Origin of the sequence: Achromobacter veterisilvae (genome assembly GCF_037619525.1) — a bacterium.
Classification (GTDB): domain Bacteria; phylum Pseudomonadota; class Gammaproteobacteria; order Burkholderiales; family Burkholderiaceae_B; genus Achromobacter; species Achromobacter veterisilvae.
In genome coordinates, this window is sequence record NZ_CP148753.1 from 6455625 (window position 1) to 6471859 (window position 16235).

Here is a 16235-nt window from a genome sequence, read left to right on the forward strand (position 1 = left end):
GGCGGGCCATGTTCAGACTCTCTCCCCGCAGCCTGGCCGCCGGCGCCCTGCTGTTGCTGCTTGCCCTGGTGCCCGCGTATGCGCAATGGCAGGGCGAACCCTTCCTCCTGGCGCTGTTCGGACGCGTGCTGGTGTACGGCGTGGCCGCCACGGCCTTGAACCTGCTGCTGGGCTATGGCGGCATGGTCAGCTTCGGGCATGCCCTGTACCTGGGACTGGGCGCCTATTCCGTGGGCGTGCTGTCGCACTACGGCATCGAGAACGGGTGGCTGCACCTGGGCGCGGCCATCGGCGCGTGCGCGGCGGTCGGCCTGGTCAGCGGCTGCGTGGCGATGCGCACCTCGGGCATCGCGTTCATCATGATCACGCTGGCGTTCGCGCAGATGTTCTATTTCCTGGCCACGGGGCTGGAAGGCTTCGGCGGCGACGACGGCATGTCCCTGTTCGCCGGCAGCGACTTCGGCGCGTTCCGGCTGGATACGCCGCTGGCCCTGTACTGGGCCGCGTTCGGCGTCCTGCTGCTGGCGCTGTGGCTGATGCACCGCCTGGTGCACGCGCCCTTCGGCATGGCGCTGCGCGGCTGTCAGGCCAACGAACGCCGCATGCGGGCCCTGGGCTTTCCCACGCTGCGCTATCGCCTGGCCGCCTATGCGATCTCCGCGGTGGTCTGCGGCGTGGCCGGCGTGCTGCTGGCCAATCTGACGATGTACGTATCGCCCTCCTATCTGGCCTGGACCGCGTCCGGCGAACTGATCGTGATGGTGGTACTGGGCGGCATCGGCACGCTGTTCGGCCCGCTGGCCGGCGCCCTCGCGTTCCTGCTGCTGGAGGAAGGATTGAAGCTGCTGACCGAACACTGGATGCTGGCCATGGGACTCTTGATCGTCGGCGTGGTGCTGGCGTCCCGGCGCGGCCTGTATGGCAGCCTGTCCGACGCGCCCCTGCGCGCGCCGCCGCGCCCGGCCCGCCGCCCCTCGGGAGAACCGCAATGAGCGCGCTGCGCGTCGAACACCTGGAGAAGAAATACGGCGGGTTGACGGTCACCGACGACCTGTCGCTGGACGTCCGGCGCGGCGAACTGCATGCGGTGATCGGCCCGAACGGCGCGGGCAAGACCACGCTGATCGGCCAGTTGAGCGGCGAGCTTCGGCCCGACGGCGGCCGCGTGCTGCTCGACGGCCGCGACGTCACCCGGATGCCCGTGGAAAAACGGGTGCGCCACGGCCTGGCCCGTTCCTACCAGATCACCTCCGTCTTCAAACCGTTTACCGCCCTGGAGAACGTGGCGATGGCCGTGCAGGCGCGGCGCGGCCACAGCTTCCGCTTCTGGCGCCCCGTGCGTTCGACCCCGGCGCTGACGGAACCGGCCCGCGACGCCCTGGAAATGGCGGGGCTGTCGGCCCGCGCCGACCGGCCCGCGGGCGAACTGGCGCACGGCGAACTCCGGCAACTGGAACTGGCCATGGTGCTGGCGTGCCAGCCGTCGCTGCTGCTGCTGGACGAACCCATGGCGGGCATGAGCCAGCACGAATCCGAGGCCATGACGCGCCTGCTGCTGGAATTGCGCGGCCGCTACACGATCCTGCTGGTGGAGCACGACATGCAGGCCGTCTTCGCGCTGTCCGACCGCATCACGGTGCTGGTCTACGGCCGCGCGCTGGCCTGCGGCACGGCCGACGAAATCCGCGGCGATCCCCAGGTGCGCGAATGCTACCTGGGCAGCGAACGCGCCAGCGCCCGCCGTCCCAGGGAGGCTCGCGCATGAGCCCGCCGGGCCGAACCCAGAGCGAATACCGGCGTGCGCAGCACGAAGGCGGTCCAGTGAGCGCCCTGCTTTCCTTGCGCGGCGTCACCGCGCACTATGGCGCCAGCCAGGCGCTGTTCGGCATCGATCTGGAGATCGGGCCGGGGGAATTCGTGACCTTGCTGGGGCGCAACGGGATGGGCAAGTCCACCACCGTGAAAACGGTGATGGGCCTGACCCGCGCGAGCCAGGGCGCCATCGTTTTCGACGGCCGCGACATCGGCGGGCTGCCCGCCTACAAGGTGGCGCAGCGCGGCATCGGGCTGGTGCCCGAAGGCCGGCACATCTTTCCCAATCTGTCGGTGCGGGAGAACCTGGTCGCCACCGCGCACAACCGGCAGGGCGCCGCGCGGCCGTGGACGCTGGAACGAGTGTACGCCCTGTTCCCGCGGCTGTCGGAGCGCGCCCGGCACCTGGGCAGCCACCTGTCGGGCGGCGAACAGCAGATGCTGGCGATCGGCCGGGCGCTGCTGACCAACCCGCGCCTGCTGATCCTGGACGAAGCCACGGAAGGGCTGGCGCCGGTCGTGCGCGAAGAGATCTGGACGGCGCTGGAAGCCCTGAAGCGGACCGGGCTGGCGGTGCTGTGCATCGACAAGAACCTGGAACCGCTGCTGGCCACCGCCGACCGCCACGCCATCGTCGAGAAAGGCCGCGTGGCCTGGACCGGAACGTCGCGGGACTTCCTGGACGACGAACCCCGGCTGCTGCGCTACCTGGGCGTCTAGGGCGCGTCCTATGCGCCCCGCGCCAGGGCCTGCGCCGCGTGCGCCGCGCCGTGCCGGCGCAGGGCTTCCAGATGCGCAGCAAGGTGGGAGACGAATTCGGCCGCTTCGCCCAGTTCGCCGAACACCGGCTTGAAACCGGCCAGCACCATCGCGCGCCGCTGCGCCGCCTGCGACGGCGCGGCCGCCTGGGCCGCGACTTCGGCGCGCGCCGTCAGCCTGGCCAGCGCCGCCGCCATCGGATCCTGTATGGGATAGCGCCCGCCCAGTTCGTCCTCGCCGCGCAGGTAATGCAGCCACGCCGCCACGGCCAGGCACAGGCGGCCGACGTCGTCGCCGCCGCGCATGCGGTCGCGGATCGTGTCCAGCAGCCGCTGCGGCAGCTTCTGCGAACCGTCCATGGCGACCTGCTGCGCGCGCAGCCGCAGCGCGGGATTGGCCGCCCGGGCCAGAAAGCGCAGGCGGTATTCCTCCAGGCCGGCGCCGGGAATGCCCTTGAGGGTGGGCGCGATCTCCAGGCGCATCATGTCTTCCACGAAACGGCGCAAGGCCGGCACTTCCAGCGCCTCGGCGACGGTGGCCTTGCCCATCGACACGCCCAGGTAGGCCAAGGCCGAATGCGGCCCGTCGGCCATGCGCAGCTTCAGGCGTTCGTAGGGCGCCGCGCTGCGCACGAAGGTCGCCCCGCCGGGGCTTTCCCACGCGGGACGGCCCGCCGCGAACTTGTCTTCGATGACCCAGTTCAGATAGGGTTCGCCGACCACCGGCCAGGCGTCCTCCATGCCCAGGCGGCGGGCGATCCGCTCGCGGTCGTGGTCCTCGGTGCGCGGCACGATCCGGTCCACCATGGAATTCGGAAAGGTGCAGTTCGCGTCGATCCATTGCGTCAACGCCACGTCCACGCGCAGGGCGAACGCCAGCACCAGGTTGCGCAGGATGTCGCCGTTGCCCCGGAAGTTGTCGCAGGACATCAGCGTCACCGGCGGCAAGCCGCGCTCGCGGCGCAGCGCCAGGCCGTAGACCAGCATGCCGATGGCGCTGCGCGGGCGCTGCGGATTGTCCAGGTCGTGCTCGATGTCCGGATGGTCCCAGCGCAGGTAGCCGGTGGCCGGCTCGCGGCAGTAGCCTTTCTCCGTGACCGTCAGGCTGACGATGCGCGTTTGCGGATAGGCGATGCGTTCCAGGACGGCGTTGGGGTCCTCTTCGGCCACCATCACGCGCAGCACCGATCCGGCCACGCGCAGTTGTTCCCTCGGCTGGCCGTCGGGGCCGACGTCCCGCAGGGCCACCGCGTACAGGCCGTGCTGCGGCGTCAGCGCGTCGCGCGTGGCGGGGCTGCGCAGGGACACGCCCAGGATGCCCCAGCTCAGGTCGCCGCTGGCCTGCATCGCCAGGTCCGTGACCACCGCCTGGTGCGCGCGGTGAAACGCGCCCAGCCCCAGGTGCACGATGCCGGGCGTGAGGCGGCTGCGATCGTAGGCGGGCTTCTCAACGTCTGCCGGCAGACGCGGCAAGGACTCCGTATTCAAACGTTCAAGCATGGATGAGCGGTGCCATAGTGCGCCAGCGGCTCGCCTGTCGGCCGGGCCCGCGGACGCGTGGAGGGAAATCTCGGGCGGCGAGCGTTCCGTCGGCATCGACACCCTGGCCCGGCGCAACGCCAGGGTATAGCATGCCTCGGACGGTATCGCCACATCGCCATGTCAACCGCCGACCAAGGGGATAGGTAGAATATTCGGTCCCCGGCTTTCTTTCCCGATCCATGTCCTCGAATCCGCACCATTCGCCCTACAAGAGCACAGGCGGCCTGCGCCGCATCCTGAATGCGCTGCGCTATTCTCTGCAGGGCCTGAAAGCCGCGATCAAGTACGAGGCCGCCTTCCGCCAGGAACTGGCGCTGGCCGTCCTGATGATCCCGGCCGCGTTCTTCCTGGGCCGGACCACGGTCGAGGTATTCTTCCTGATAGGCACGGTGATCATGGTGCTGGCGGCGGAACTCCTGAATTCCGCCATCGAAGCGCTGGCCGACGCTCTGTCCGTGGAATCGCATCCGCTCCTGGGGCGGGCCAAGGATCTCGGCAGCGCCGCCGTGATGCTGCTCCTGATCTTCGCCGGGACGGTCTGGGTGGGCGTCGCCATCAGCCGTTTCGTCATGCATTGACACGGCTTGGCATCCCCCGGGGGCCGCGCCGCTATTTATACTGAGAGCCATGATGCCTAGATCGACGTCGGACACCTCGGAACGCATTGTCATCGCGGGCGGAGGCGCGGGCGGCCTGGAACTGGCTTCCAAGCTGGGCCGCGCCCACGGACGGCAGCACGTCACGCTGGTCGACAGCCGCCCCTTCCACATCTGGAAACCCTCGCTGCATGAAGCGGCGGCCGGCACGCTGGACATCCACCAAGAGGGCCTGTCGTACCTGATGCTGGCGCACATGAACGGGTTTTCGTTCGCCCAGGGCCGCCTCGAGCATGTGGACCGCGACCGCCGCCTGATCACGCTGGACGCCGTGGACGACGCGCACGGCCAGGAGGTCCTGCCCCGCCGCGAACTGGCCTACGATACGCTGGTGCTGGCGCTGGGCAGCACGTCCAATTTCTTCAATACGCCCGGCGCGGCCGAACACGCCGTCACGCTGGACACCACGGAAAACGCCGAACAGTTCCGCCTGACCATGCTCAAGGCGATGGCGCAGGTGGACCTGGCGAAGGTGCGCAACCCCTCGGCCCGGCTGGACCTGGTCATCGTGGGCGGCGGCGCCACCGGCGTCGAACTCGCCGTGGAACTGGTAGAGGCCAGCCACGTGGTCAGCGCCTACGGCCTGCCCAATTTCCGCGCCGAACGCGACCTGGCCATCACCCTGGTCGAAGGGGCGCCGCGCATTCTGTCGGCGCTGCCCGAGAAGATTTCGGTGGCCGCCACCAACCGGCTCACCGAACTGGGCATCCGCGTGGAGACCTCCTGCCGGGTATCGGAAGTCACCGCCAGCACCGTCCGGACCGCCGACGGCCGCGAGATCCCCGCCCAGCTCTGCATGTGGGCGGCCGGCATCCAGGGCCCGGCGCTGCTGGCCGACCTGGGGCTGCCGCTGAACAAGCTGGGCCAGCTTGAGGTCAACGAGCGGCTGGAAACCCCGGACCCGCACGTGCTGGCGCTGGGCGACTGCTGCGCCGCGCCGTGGCGCGAAGGCCGCACCGTGCCCGCCCGCGCCCAGGCGGCGCACCAGGAGGCCGACTACCTGGCGAAGAAACTCACCGCCCGCCTGCGCCATACCGCCGAACCCGCCGGGCCTTATGTCTACCAGGACCACGGCTCGCTGGTCTCGCTGGGGCAGGACGCGGGCGTGGGCAGCCTGATGGGCAAGCTGGCCGGACGGGGACTGTTCGTAAGCGGTACACTGGCGCGCCTGATGTACATGAGCCTGCACCTGATGCACCACAAAGCCGTGCTGGGCATCTCGCGCACCGCCTCCCTGGCCCTCGCCCGCCTGCTCATGCGGCGCACGCGCCCCCGGGTCAAACTGCACTGAATCCCATGAACTTCATCCAAAAACTCGAACACGCCTGGTCCGCCAGCAACTCGCTCCTGCAAGTCGGGCTGGACCCGGACCCGCAGCGCTTCCCGCGCGAGCTGCAAGGCAAGCCGGACGCCATCTTCCAGTTCTGCCGCGACATCGTCGACGCCACCGCGCCGTACGCGTGCAGCTTCAAGCCGCAGATCGCCTACTTCGCCGCCCACCGCGCCGAAGACCAACTGGAAGCGCTGTGCCAGCACATCCGCGACCGGCACCCCGACCTGCCCATCGTGCTCGACGCCAAGCGCGGCGACATCGGCTCCACCGCCGAGAACTACGCCCGCGAAGCCTACGAGCGCTACCAGGCGCATGCGCTGACCGTCAGCCCCTACATGGGCCTGGATTCGGTCGAGCCCTACCTGGCCTGGCGCGACCGCGGCGTGATCGTGCTGTGCCGCACGTCCAATCCCGGCGGCTCCGACCTGCAATTCCTGAAGATGGATAACGGCGAACCGCTGTACCTGCACGTCGCGGGCCTGGTGGCCGACAAGTGGAACGCCAACGGCCAATGCGGCCTGGTGGTGGGCGCCACGTTCCCGAATGAGCTGGCCTCCGTGCGCCAGCGCATCGGCGACACCCTGCCCCTGCTGGTCCCGGGCATCGGCGCCCAGGGCGGCGACATCACGGCGACCGTGAACGCGGGCGCCAACGCCGCCCGCAACGGCATGATGATCAACTCCTCGCGCGCCATCATCTACGCCAGCGGCGGCGACGATTGGCGCGAGGCCGCCAGCAACGCGGCCAAGGGCCTGCGCGACGCGATCAACGCGGTGCGCTGACAGGGAAACGGGTTGCGGCGGCGCAACCCGTTTTCGCTCCGGGACGGAAAACCGTTCCGGACGCGGTTTCCAGGCGCTTGATCCGGCCGTTAATCTAGATATAATTTATCCAGATTAACGAAAGCAGGAAGGCGCGCCATGAAAATGAGCGAAGGCGTTGAATGGGCACTGCATTGCTGCCTGACGTTGGCGTGGCTCGAAGGCGAAGGGCCGGTGCCGACGTCGAAGCTCGCCGCCGCCTTCGATCTGCCCGCGCATTATCTGAACAAGTTTCTTCAAAACCTGGCGCGCGCCGGGATCCTGTCGTCCACCGCCGGTTCCCGGGGCGGATTCCGCCTGGCGAAAAGGCCCGAATCCATCACGCTGCTGGAGATCGTGAACGCGGTCGAAGGAGATGAATGGGGATTCCGGTGCACTGAAATCAGGCAGCGGGGCGCGGGCTGCCATGCCGCCAAGAGCGATTTTTCCCGGCCTTGCGGCATCGCCGCCGCGATGCGGCGCGCGGAGGACGCATGGCGGCGCGAACTGGCCGCGCAGACGGTCGCGGATCTGGTGAGGACGGCGCCGCCGTCCGGCACGCAGCGGATGCGCCGCTGGTACGCGGACCAGGCGCGCTGACCGCCGCGGCACGAGGGCCCCGCCCTCTTTTTTTGAAGGCTTAATCTAGATGAAAAATATCCAGATAAAAGAACCGGCGGCGGCGGAGATCCCCGCGCCGCGCGGCGAAGGCGCCCGCGCGGCATGGATCCTGGCGATGGGCACGTTCGCGGTCGGCACCGACGCATTCATCGTGTCCGCCTTCCTTCCCCGGATGGCCGAGGGACTGTCGGTGACGGAAGCGATGGCGGGGCAGTCGGTCAGCGCGTTCGCCCTGGCCTACGCGCTGCTTGCGCCCGTCATCGCGACCGCCACGTCCACCGTCGCCCGCAGGAAGCTGCTGGTCTGGTCGCTGGCGCTGCTGGGCGCGTTCAACCTCGCCTCGGCCCTGTGCACCAGCCTTTCCGCGCTGATCCTGACCCGGATCGCGGCGGCCGCGGCCGCGGCGGCATACACGCCCAACGCCGGGGCCGTGGCCGCCGCCCTGGCGCACCCGGCCAGGCGCGCCCGCGCGCTGTCGGTGGTGATCGGCGGGCTGACCGTGGCCACCGCGCTTGGCGTGCCGCTCGGCCACGTCGTCAGCGCCGTCATGGACTGGCGCGCCTCCCTGGCGCTCGTGGGCATCATTTCGCTGGCCGCGGCGGCGGCCGTGTTCGCCGTGATGCCTGCCATGCCGGGAGGAGCGCGCATCGGCTTGCGGCAAAGGCTATCGGTGCTGAAGCGGCCTGGCGTCATGCGCATCCTGCCCCTCACGGTGCTGGGCATGGCCGCCTGCTATGCGCCCTACGCGTTCACGATCCGGATCCTGGAAACGCTGCGAATACCCGCCGCGTCCTTGACCGTCATGCTGTTCGTGTACGGCCTGGGCGCCTTCGCCGGCAATTACGCCTCGGGGCGGGCCACGGACCGGCGCGGGCCGGTCCCGGTCCTGGTGTTCGCGTATGGCGCGATGGCCATCGCGCTGGGCGGCCTGGCCGGCCTTGCGGCCGCCGGGGAAGGCTCGGGGTTCTATTTCGCGGCCGCGCTGATCGCGTGCTGGGGCGCCAGCAGTTGGGCGCAGACGCCGGCCCAGCAGCACCGGCTGATCGCCGCCGCCCCGCAGGAAGCGCCCCTCGTCATCGCGCTGAATGCTTCCGGAATCTACCTGGGGATCTCCGCCGGCACCGGAATCGGCAGCCTGGCGGTCGGCCAGGGCGTTCCGGCGCTGCTCGGGACAGGATCCGCCCTGGCCCTGGCGTCGCTGGGCTATATCGCGATGACGGGCGCGGCGCGGCGCAAGGCGGCCGCCAGCGGCGCGCCCGAGCCGGGCTAGCGCCGGTTCGCCGGCGCGCCGACGAATTCCAGCAGCCCGCGCAGCGCGTATTCCACCGCCGACTGGCGCACCTGCGTCCGGTCGCCGGGGAAGACGTGCGTGACCGCCCGGCTGCTGATGCCGTCGCCGGCCCGCAAGGCGAAGCCGAAGCACACCATCCCGACCGGCTTGCCGGGCGTGGCGCCGCCCGGCCCCGCGATGCCGGTCGTGGACACCGCCACATGCGCGGCGGGCGACGCCAGCAGGACGCCGTTGGCCATTTCCAGGGCGACCGGCTCGCTGACCGCGCCGAAGTGATGCAGGGCGTCGGGGGAAACGTCCAGCTCGGACACCTTGGCCTCGTTGCTGTAGGTGACGAAGCCGCGCTCGAACCATTCGCTGGACCCCGCCACCGCCGTGACGGCTCCGGCCAGCAGGCCGCCGGTGCAGGATTCGGCCGTGCCCAGCATCCAGCCCTTGCGCCGCAGGGCATCGCCCAGCAGCTCGGCCAGCCCCAGCGCGGTCGCCTGCGCCAGTTCCGCGGGGGATCGGTTGGGCGGGGTGCCCGGTTGTCGTTCGCTCATCCCAAGACTCCTGTGCGCGCGACCAGCGCCATGACCAGCAAGGCGTATCCGGCCGCCACGATATCGTCCCACATTACGCCGAAACCGCCCTTGATGTGGGCGTCGAAGAACTTGATGGGAGGCGGCTTGACGATGTCGAACGTGCGGAACAGCACGAACGCCAGCGCCTGCGGCAACCAGCCCGCCGGCGTCAGCCAGAGCACCAGCCAGAACGCCACCATCTCGTCCCAGACCATTCCGACATGATCCGGCTGCTGGAGTTCACGGCCGACGCGATGGCAGGCCCAGCAACCGTAGAGAAACGCCAGGGCCAGGAATACGCCGATCGCCAGGTCGGACGCGGCCGGCGCGGCGGCGGCCCAGATCGCCCAGGCCAGCAGCGTGCCCCAGGTGCCCGACGCCGGCCGGATCAGGCCGCTGCCCAGCCCGAAGGCGATGAGACGGCCCGGATCGCGGCAGACCCAGCCCAGCGAGGGATAGGCGGCGCGGGCGCGATCGCGCATCGAGGGGGATCGAGTATCGGAGGACGGCATGTCTGAAGGTCGGAAAAAGTCTGCGCGGGAATCAGGCCGCGGGAAAATGATCGAAACCGCGCGGCAGCTCGGCCATCGGCCGGCCCCCGGCATCCAGCACCACGAGCCCGGGCTCGGCGCGGATTTCGCCCACCCGCGTCACGCGCGCACTGGCCGCGCGCGCCGCCGCCAGGACGGCCTCGCGGCGTTCGGCCGGCGCGGTGAAGCACAACTGATACACGTCGCCGCCGCCCAGCACGGCGCGGCGCAGCGGCGCCTCCGCCAGGCCGGCCAGCGCCGCGGCGACGGGCATGTCCGCGTAACGCAGCGTGGCGCCCGCCGAGCTGGCCGCCAGCACGTGGCCCAGGTCTTGCAGCAGGCCGTCCGAAATATCGATCGCCGCGTGGGCAATGCCTCGCAGCGCCAGGCCCAGCGCGACTTGTGGCTCGGGACGTTCCAGCGCGCCCCGGGTGGCGGCGAGCCGCTGGGGATCGGCGGGATACTGGCCGTCGAGCAGGCGGTACGCCAGGTCCGCGGCGCCCAGTTCGCCCGACACCCAGATATCGTCACCCGCCCGCGCGGCGCTGCGCAAGAAGGCTTGGTCCGCCTTCACCGCGCCGAAAACCGTCACGCTGATGGCGAGGTCATGGGCGCTGCGGGTGGTGTCGCCGCCGATAAGAGGGCAGCCGTGGGCGTCCGCCAGGGCATGGAAACCCTGCGCGAACGCGGCCAGCCAGGGTTCGTCCACGCGAGGCAGCGCCAGGCCCAGCACGCAGCCCAGCGGACGCGCGCCCATGGCGGCAAGGTCGGACAGATTCACGGCCAGGGCCTTGTGCCCCAGGGCCGTTGGATCCACGTCGGAAAAGAAATGGCGTCCTTCCAGCAGCAGGTCCGTGCTGGTGGCCACCTGTTCGCCGGGCGGTACGGAAAACAAGGCGCAGTCATCCCCCACGCCCAGGAGCCCGGCAGGCGCGGCGCGGGTGAAATAGCGCGCGATCAGATCAAATTCGGACGCCAAGGCAACTCCGCAGTCCGGCGCGGCTGGCCGGCATTGAATCCCACACGGGACGACAGCCCTAACAAAAATAATGCATCGCCTCCCGCACAAGCGGGAAGGAGGCCCACCCAAGCCGCTCATCGCAAGAAACAGGTGCCCCCCGATCCGGGCCGCGCGGAGCCGGCTCCGCCGGTCCGCAGCGGCGCCCCCCTGGGGGGGAAGCGCGCAGCGCTTCGGGGGGGTTACTTCTTGTTCTGAACCTCGTGCGCGCGCACGTCGGCAGCCAGCTTGTCGAGCACGCCGTTGACGAACTTGAACCCGTCGGTGCCGCCGAAAGACTTGGCGAGTTCGACGGCTTCATTGATGGCGACCTTGTACGGCACTTCGACGTGATGGATCAGTTCGAAGCTGCCGATCAGCAGGATGCCATGCTCGACGGGCGACAACTCGGCCAGCGGGCGGTCGACGTAGGGCGTGAAACGCTCGCGCAGCGTGGGCGCCTCGCGCAGGACGCCATGCAGCAAGGTCTTGAACCACTGCGCGTCGGCCTCGGAGAAATCCTCGGTGTCGCGCAGATGGGCGTCGATCTCGCCGGCATCCTGCGTGCCTTCGCCGCCGCGCAGCAGCCACGCGTACACGCCCTGCAACGCGAATTCGCGTGCACGGCGCCGGGCGCTGCGCGCGTTGGCGCGGGCTTGCGCCGCGCTATCAGCGCTGGTCGTCGTCTTCTTCGTCGTCAAAATCTTCGTCCTCGTCTTCGTCGTCTTCGTCGTCTTCTTCCTCGGGTTCCAGGGCCGCCACCAGGTTGGCCATTTCAACGGCCACCTGGGCGCAATCGCGGCCCTTGCCGGCGGCGCGCGCCTGCGCCTGCTCGTCGGTGTCGACGGTCAGCACGCCATTCGCGACGGGAATGCCGGTTTCCAGGGAAATACGGGTGATTGCCGTGGCCATTTCGTTGCTGACCACTTCAAAGTGATAGGTTTCGCCGCGGATGACGGCGCCCAGCGCGATCAAGGCGTCGAATTCGAACGTTTCGGCCATGTGGGACAGGGCCACGCCCAGTTCCAGGGCGCCGGGAACGGTGGCGACCATCACGTCGCGTTCGTCCACGCCCAGCTCAGCCAGTTCCTTCAGGCACGCTTCGAGTTCGGCCTGGCCGATTTCTTCGTTGAAGCGGGCGCGTACGATGCCGATGTGCAGCCCTTCGCCGTTCAGGTCGGGGGTAAGGATGTAAGGGTTCATGTGTCGGCCTTCAGTGTGTTGCGGGAGTGTTCGGAGGGTCGCAATCGTAACCTGTAATGGTGAGCGAGAAGCCCGTCATGCTGGGCATCTTGCGCGGACGGGCCAGCAGCTTCATCTGGCCCACGTTCAGGTCGCGCAGGATCTGGGCGCCAATCCCGTAGGTGCGCAGGCCGAAGCGATCGGCGTTGGCGGGATTGGCCGTGGCTTTCGGGTCGTTCCAGCCGGCGATCTGGCCAAACAGGTGCTCGGTGGAGGACTGGCAGTTCATCAGCACCAGCACGCCCGCCGGCGCCGCGGCGATGGCGGCGAGCGCCTGCGCCACGCCCCAACTGTGCGGGCTGGCGCCGGTGTCGAGCACGTCCAGCACGGACGCCGGTTCATGCACGCGCACCAGCGTCTCGACGTCGGGAGTCACATTACCATGCACCAGCGCCAAATGGGCGGAGCCGGTGGCGGCGTCTTCGTAGGCCACGGCCTCGAAAGTGCCCCAGGCCGTCTGCATGGACCGCTTGCCGACGCGCTTGACGATGGATTCGTGTTCGCTGCGGTACTGGATCAGGTCCGCGATGGTGCCGATCTTCAGGCTGTGCTGGCGGGCGAATTCCACCAGGTCGGGCAGGCGCGCCATGGTGCCGTCGGGCTTCAGGATCTCGCAGATGACCGCGGCGGGCGTCAGCCCGGCCATGGCGGTCAGGTCGCAGCCGGCCTCGGTGTGGCCCGCGCGCACCAGCACGCCGCCGGGAACGGCCCGGACCGGGAAGATGTGGCCCGGCTGGACCAGGTCGGACGGCTTGGCGTCGCGCGCCACCGCCACCTGGATGGTGCGGGCGCGGTCCGCGGCGGAAATGCCGGTTTCGACGCCTTCCGCGGCCTCGATGGACTGCGTGAAGTTGGTGCCGTAGCGCGTGCCGTTGCGGGCCGCCATCAGGGGCAGGTCCAGTTGGCGGCAGCGGTCTTCGGTCAGGGTCAGGCAGACCAGGCCGCGGCCATGCGTCACCATGAAGTTGATGGCTTCGGGCGTGACGAATTCGGCGGCCATGACGAGGTCGCCTTCATTTTCGCGGTCTTCTTCGTCGACCAGGATGACGATGCGGCCGGCGCGCAGCTCGGCGATGATCTCGGCGACCGAAGCGATACCGAAGGATTCCGGCTCGGAGCCGGGCAAAGAGGACAACTGGACGGACATGGCGGGCACGCAAACCAGGCGGGAAAGCCCGGATTTTACCGCCCCTGGCGGCAGAACCCCTATCCGGGCCTCCCGGCCCCGTCCGCGGGGAGGCATCCGGTTAAACTTCCGGCCGGAGACCCCCCTTGGAAAACTACGCTCCCACGAGGAAAAAACCCATGCAAGCCCTTGCGGCCATGCCCTTGACCGTCGCGGCGGCCGTCCGCGTCGTGCTGACCGACATCGACGACACGCTGACGACCGAAGGCCGCCTGCCGGCGGACGCCTACGCGGCGCTGGAACGCCTGGAACAGGCTGGCATCCAGGTGGTGCCCATCACGGGCCGCCCGGCCGGCTGGTGCGACCACATCGCGCGCATGTGGCCGGTGCGCGCCGTGGTCGGGGAGAACGGCGCGTTCTACTACGCCTATGACCGCCAGGCCCGCCGCATGACGACGCACTACTGGACCGACGCGGCCTCGCGCCAGGCCAGCCGCCGCAAGCTGGACGCGATCCGCGACCGCGTCCTGGCCGAAGTCCCCGGCGCCGCGGTGGCCAGCGACCAGGACTACCGCGTGGCCGACCTGGCCATCGACTTCTGCGAGGACGTGCCCGCCCTGCCCGACTCGGCCGTGAGCCGGATCGTCGAGATCTTCCAGGAGGCCGGCGCCCAGGCCAAGGTCAGCTCCATCCACGTCAACGGCTGGTTCGGCGACTACGACAAGCTCACCATGACTCGCACGATGTTCCAGCGGGAATTCAGCGCCGACGTGGCCGGCGCCCTGGACAGCACGCTGTTCATCGGCGATTCTCCCAACGACGAGCCGATGTTCGCCTACTTCCCGGTCTCGGTCGGCGTGGCCAATATCCAGGCCCAGTTGCACCGCCTGACGCACCGCCCGGCCTACGTCGCCGCCTTCCACGGCGGCGCGGGCTTCGTGGAAATGGCCGACCGGCTGCTGGCCGCGCGCGCCTCCCAAGCACAGCCGGCCTGAGGTCCGCAAAACGTGGCGACATCCAAGACCCCCGCTTCCCCCGCCTCGAACGACGGCCGCCGCAGCATCCAGTCCATCGAGGTGGGCGTGCCGCTGCTGGCCGCGCTGGTCGACGCCGGCAAGCCCCTGACCCTGCGCGACCTGGCCGCCGGCGCCGGCATGACGTCCGCCAAGGCGCACCCCTACCTGGTCAGCTTCATCCGCGTCGGCCTGGTGCAGCAGGACGCCATCACCGGCCAATACGAACTCGGCCCCTTCGCCCTGCAGATGGGGCTGGTCAGCCTGCAGCGCCTGGATCCCGTGCGCATCGCCATGCCCGAGATCGCCAAGCTGCAGTCGGAAATCGGCCACACGCTGGGCATCGCCGTGCTCGGGTCCCACGGCCCCACCATGATCCACATGACCGAAGCCAGCTACCCGGTGCACGTGAACATGAGGAAGGGCACGGTGATGTCCATGCTGCACACGGCCACCGGCCTGGTGTTCGCCGCCTGGCTGCCGCCCAAGGTCAGCGAGCACTACATCGCGCGCGAAGAGGGCGACACGGCCGTCATCGCCAGCGTGCCGCCGCCCCGCAAGGCATCCCGGCCCAACATCGAGGCCCAGTTGGCGGACATCCGCGTGCACGGCATGGCGCGGGCGCTGGGCAATCCGCTGCCCGGGGTCGACGCCCTGTCGGTGCCGGTGTTCGACAATACGGGCAACATCGTGCTGGCCCTGACCAGCCTGGGGCCCACCGGCCTGTTCGACGTGTCCTGGGACGGCACGATCGCGCGTCCGCTGCTGGACTGCGCCCAGGAGATCTCCCGCAAGCTGGGATACCGCGCCTGAGCGCACTTCGCGCAAAAACGAACATAAACCGAACATTTCGAACAAAAGACGAAAAGAAAGGCAGGGACTTTCCCAGGTGTGCCGTCCCCGCTTGTGTGATTGAATTCAGAAAATATTCATCTACAAGAGGAGACACACCATGCACGCCTTGCGTCTACTGCAAGCGGCCGCCGTTGCCGCGCTCGCGTTCGGGGCCCCCGCCGCCCACGCCGCCGACACCTGCTCCAACCGCGGCGACCTGGACCAGATGTACTGCGACGCCAACAAGGACCTGGTGGCGGACACGCCCGCCGACGCGTCCAAGCTGAAGACGCCGTCCACGCTGGTGTTCACCTATACCCCGGTGGAAGATCCGGCGGTCTACGAAGACATCTTCAAGCCCTTCACCAAGCACCTGTCCGAATGCACGGGCAAGCGCGTCGTGTTCTATCAGGTGCAAAGCAACGCGGCCGAAATCGAGGCGATGCGCTCGGGCCGCCTGCACGTGGGCGGCTTCTCGACGGGCCCCACCGCCTTCGCGGTGAACATCGCCGGCGCCGTGCCGTTCGCGGTCAAGGGCTACGCCGACGGCTTCCAGGGCTACAACCTGATCGTCATCGTCAAGAAGGACAGCCCGTACCAGAAGCTGACCGACCTGAAGGGCAAGAAGCTGGCGCACACCGCGCCGTCGTCCAACTCCGGCCACATGGCGCCCGTGGCGCTGTTCCCGAAGGAAGGCCTGACGCCCGACAAGGACTACAAGGTGATCTTCTCGGGCAAGCACGACCAGTCCGTGATGGGCGTGAACTCCGGCGACTACGACGCCGCGGCCGTGGCCTCGGACGTCTTCAAGCGCATGGTCGAACGCGGCCAGGTCAAGGAAGCCGACTTCCGCGTGATCTACCGCAGCGAGAAATTCCCGACCTCCTCGTTCGCCTACGCGCACGACCTGGAGCCGAAGTTCCGCGACCAGATGCTCAAGTGCTTCTACGACTACCGCTTCCCCGCGGAAATGTCGAAGGCCTTCGACGGCGCCGACCGCTTCTATCCGGTGACCTACCAGAAGGACTGGGCCATCGTCCGCCAGGTCGCCGAATCCGGCGGCGAGAGCTTCAACCGCGCCGCCTACGACCGCGAAACCGCCAAGAGCAAGAAGTAA

18 protein-coding genes are annotated in these 16235 nt (G+C 69.1%); 11 read left to right on the forward strand and 7 right to left on the reverse strand.

The window, feature by feature from the left end; all coding sequences use genetic code 11:
• Positions 1-8 precede the first annotated feature (8 nt).
• Genes WHX56_RS30060 through WHX56_RS30070 form a run of 3 tightly spaced genes read left to right on the forward strand, consistent with a single transcriptional unit; the run spans position 9 to position 2532 of the window.
• Positions 9-992, forward strand: coding sequence for a branched-chain amino acid ABC transporter permease (locus WHX56_RS30060; RefSeq protein WP_338879815.1), 984 nt, complete (start codon positions 9-11; stop codon positions 990-992).
• Positions 989-1765, forward strand: coding sequence for an ABC transporter ATP-binding protein (locus WHX56_RS30065; RefSeq protein WP_338879816.1), 777 nt, complete (start codon positions 989-991; stop codon positions 1763-1765). Before WHX56_RS30060 ends, WHX56_RS30065 begins: the two co-directional genes overlap by 4 nt.
• A gap of 56 nt (positions 1766-1821) precedes the next feature.
• Entirely contained in the window at positions 1822-2532 is a 711-nt protein-coding gene (locus tag WHX56_RS30070) for an ABC transporter ATP-binding protein (RefSeq protein WP_129243477.1), read from the forward strand.
• Between the two features lie 8 nt (positions 2533-2540).
• Here WHX56_RS30070 and WHX56_RS30075 read toward each other — a convergent pair whose 3' ends face one another.
• Positions 2541-4070 carry a mannitol dehydrogenase family protein gene (locus tag WHX56_RS30075; protein WP_338879817.1) on the reverse strand — a complete coding sequence of 510 codons (1530 nt, stop codon included), beginning with the start codon at positions 4068-4070 and terminating at the stop codon, positions 2541-2543.
• A gap of 221 nt (positions 4071-4291) precedes the next feature.
• Here WHX56_RS30075 and WHX56_RS30080 point away from each other — a divergent pair, with 221 nt between their 5' ends.
• The 5 genes from WHX56_RS30080 to WHX56_RS30100 all read left to right on the forward strand — a co-directional run bounded on the left by WHX56_RS30080 (position 4292) and on the right by WHX56_RS30100 (position 8792).
• On the forward strand, positions 4292-4690 hold the full coding sequence (locus tag WHX56_RS30080) for a diacylglycerol kinase (RefSeq protein ID WP_129243324.1): 399 nt from the start codon (positions 4292-4294) through the stop codon (positions 4688-4690).
• A gap of 49 nt (positions 4691-4739) precedes the next feature.
• Positions 4740-6059 (forward strand): NAD(P)/FAD-dependent oxidoreductase, encoded by a 1320-nt coding sequence (locus WHX56_RS30085; RefSeq protein ID WP_129243321.1) that lies wholly within the window; start codon positions 4740-4742, stop codon positions 6057-6059.
• 5 nt (positions 6060-6064) lie between these two features.
• The gene (gene pyrF / locus WHX56_RS30090) at positions 6065-6883 is read left to right on the forward strand and encodes an orotidine-5'-phosphate decarboxylase (RefSeq protein WP_338879818.1); all 819 of its coding nucleotides are present in this window, start codon (positions 6065-6067) and stop codon (positions 6881-6883) included.
• A gap of 138 nt (positions 6884-7021) precedes the next feature.
• The gene (locus tag WHX56_RS30095; RefSeq protein ID WP_129243316.1) at positions 7022-7501 is read left to right on the forward strand and encodes an RrF2 family transcriptional regulator; all 480 of its coding nucleotides are present in this window, start codon (positions 7022-7024) and stop codon (positions 7499-7501) included.
• Positions 7502-7550: 49 nt separating this feature from the next.
• A complete protein-coding gene (locus WHX56_RS30100) occupies positions 7551-8792 on the forward strand; it encodes an MFS transporter (protein ID WP_338879819.1) in 1242 nt (413 codons plus the stop codon).
• On the opposite strand, the gene WHX56_RS30105 is transcribed toward WHX56_RS30100, so the two are convergent.
• The 6 genes from WHX56_RS30105 to ribBA form a co-directional block, all read right to left on the reverse strand.
• The gene (locus WHX56_RS30105; RefSeq protein WP_338879820.1) at positions 8789-9355 is read right to left on the reverse strand and encodes a CinA family protein; all 567 of its coding nucleotides are present in this window, start codon (positions 9353-9355) and stop codon (positions 8789-8791) included. The genes WHX56_RS30100 and WHX56_RS30105 overlap by 4 nt on opposite strands.
• Positions 9352-9858 (reverse strand): phosphatidylglycerophosphatase A family protein, encoded by a 507-nt coding sequence (locus WHX56_RS30110; protein ID WP_129243307.1) that lies wholly within the window; start codon positions 9856-9858, stop codon positions 9352-9354. Before WHX56_RS30110 ends, WHX56_RS30105 begins: the two co-directional genes overlap by 4 nt.
• Positions 9859-9919: 61 nt before the next feature.
• Complete coding sequence (gene thiL, locus WHX56_RS30115) at positions 9920-10885, reverse strand: thiamine-phosphate kinase (protein WP_338879821.1); 966 nt, start codon at positions 10883-10885, stop codon at positions 9920-9922.
• A gap of 221 nt (positions 10886-11106) precedes the next feature.
• A complete protein-coding gene (gene nusB / locus WHX56_RS30120; RefSeq protein WP_129243302.1) occupies positions 11107-11604 on the reverse strand; it encodes a transcription antitermination factor NusB in 498 nt (165 codons plus the stop codon).
• Positions 11573-12106: a 6,7-dimethyl-8-ribityllumazine synthase gene (gene ribH, locus WHX56_RS30125; RefSeq protein WP_129243300.1), complete on the reverse strand. Its 534-nt coding sequence runs from the start codon at positions 12104-12106 to the stop codon at positions 11573-11575. Before ribH ends, nusB begins: the two co-directional genes overlap by 32 nt.
• 10 nt (positions 12107-12116) lie before the next feature.
• Positions 12117-13292, reverse strand: coding sequence for a bifunctional 3,4-dihydroxy-2-butanone-4-phosphate synthase/GTP cyclohydrolase II (ribBA, locus tag WHX56_RS30130; RefSeq protein WP_129243298.1), 1176 nt, complete (start codon positions 13290-13292; stop codon positions 12117-12119).
• A gap of 158 nt (positions 13293-13450) precedes the next feature.
• Here ribBA and WHX56_RS30135 point away from each other — a divergent pair, with 158 nt between their 5' ends.
• The 3 genes from WHX56_RS30135 to phnD all read left to right on the forward strand — a co-directional run bounded on the left by WHX56_RS30135 (position 13451) and on the right by phnD (position 16235).
• Positions 13451-14266: an HAD-IIB family hydrolase gene (locus WHX56_RS30135; RefSeq protein WP_338879822.1), complete on the forward strand. Its 816-nt coding sequence runs from the start codon at positions 13451-13453 to the stop codon at positions 14264-14266.
• 12 nt (positions 14267-14278) lie between these two features.
• A complete protein-coding gene (locus WHX56_RS30140; RefSeq protein WP_338879823.1) occupies positions 14279-15097 on the forward strand; it encodes an IclR family transcriptional regulator in 819 nt (272 codons plus the stop codon).
• Between the two features lie 139 nt (positions 15098-15236).
• On the forward strand, positions 15237-16235 hold the full coding sequence (gene phnD, locus WHX56_RS30145) for a phosphate/phosphite/phosphonate ABC transporter substrate-binding protein (RefSeq protein ID WP_129243292.1): 999 nt from the start codon (positions 15237-15239) through the stop codon (positions 16233-16235).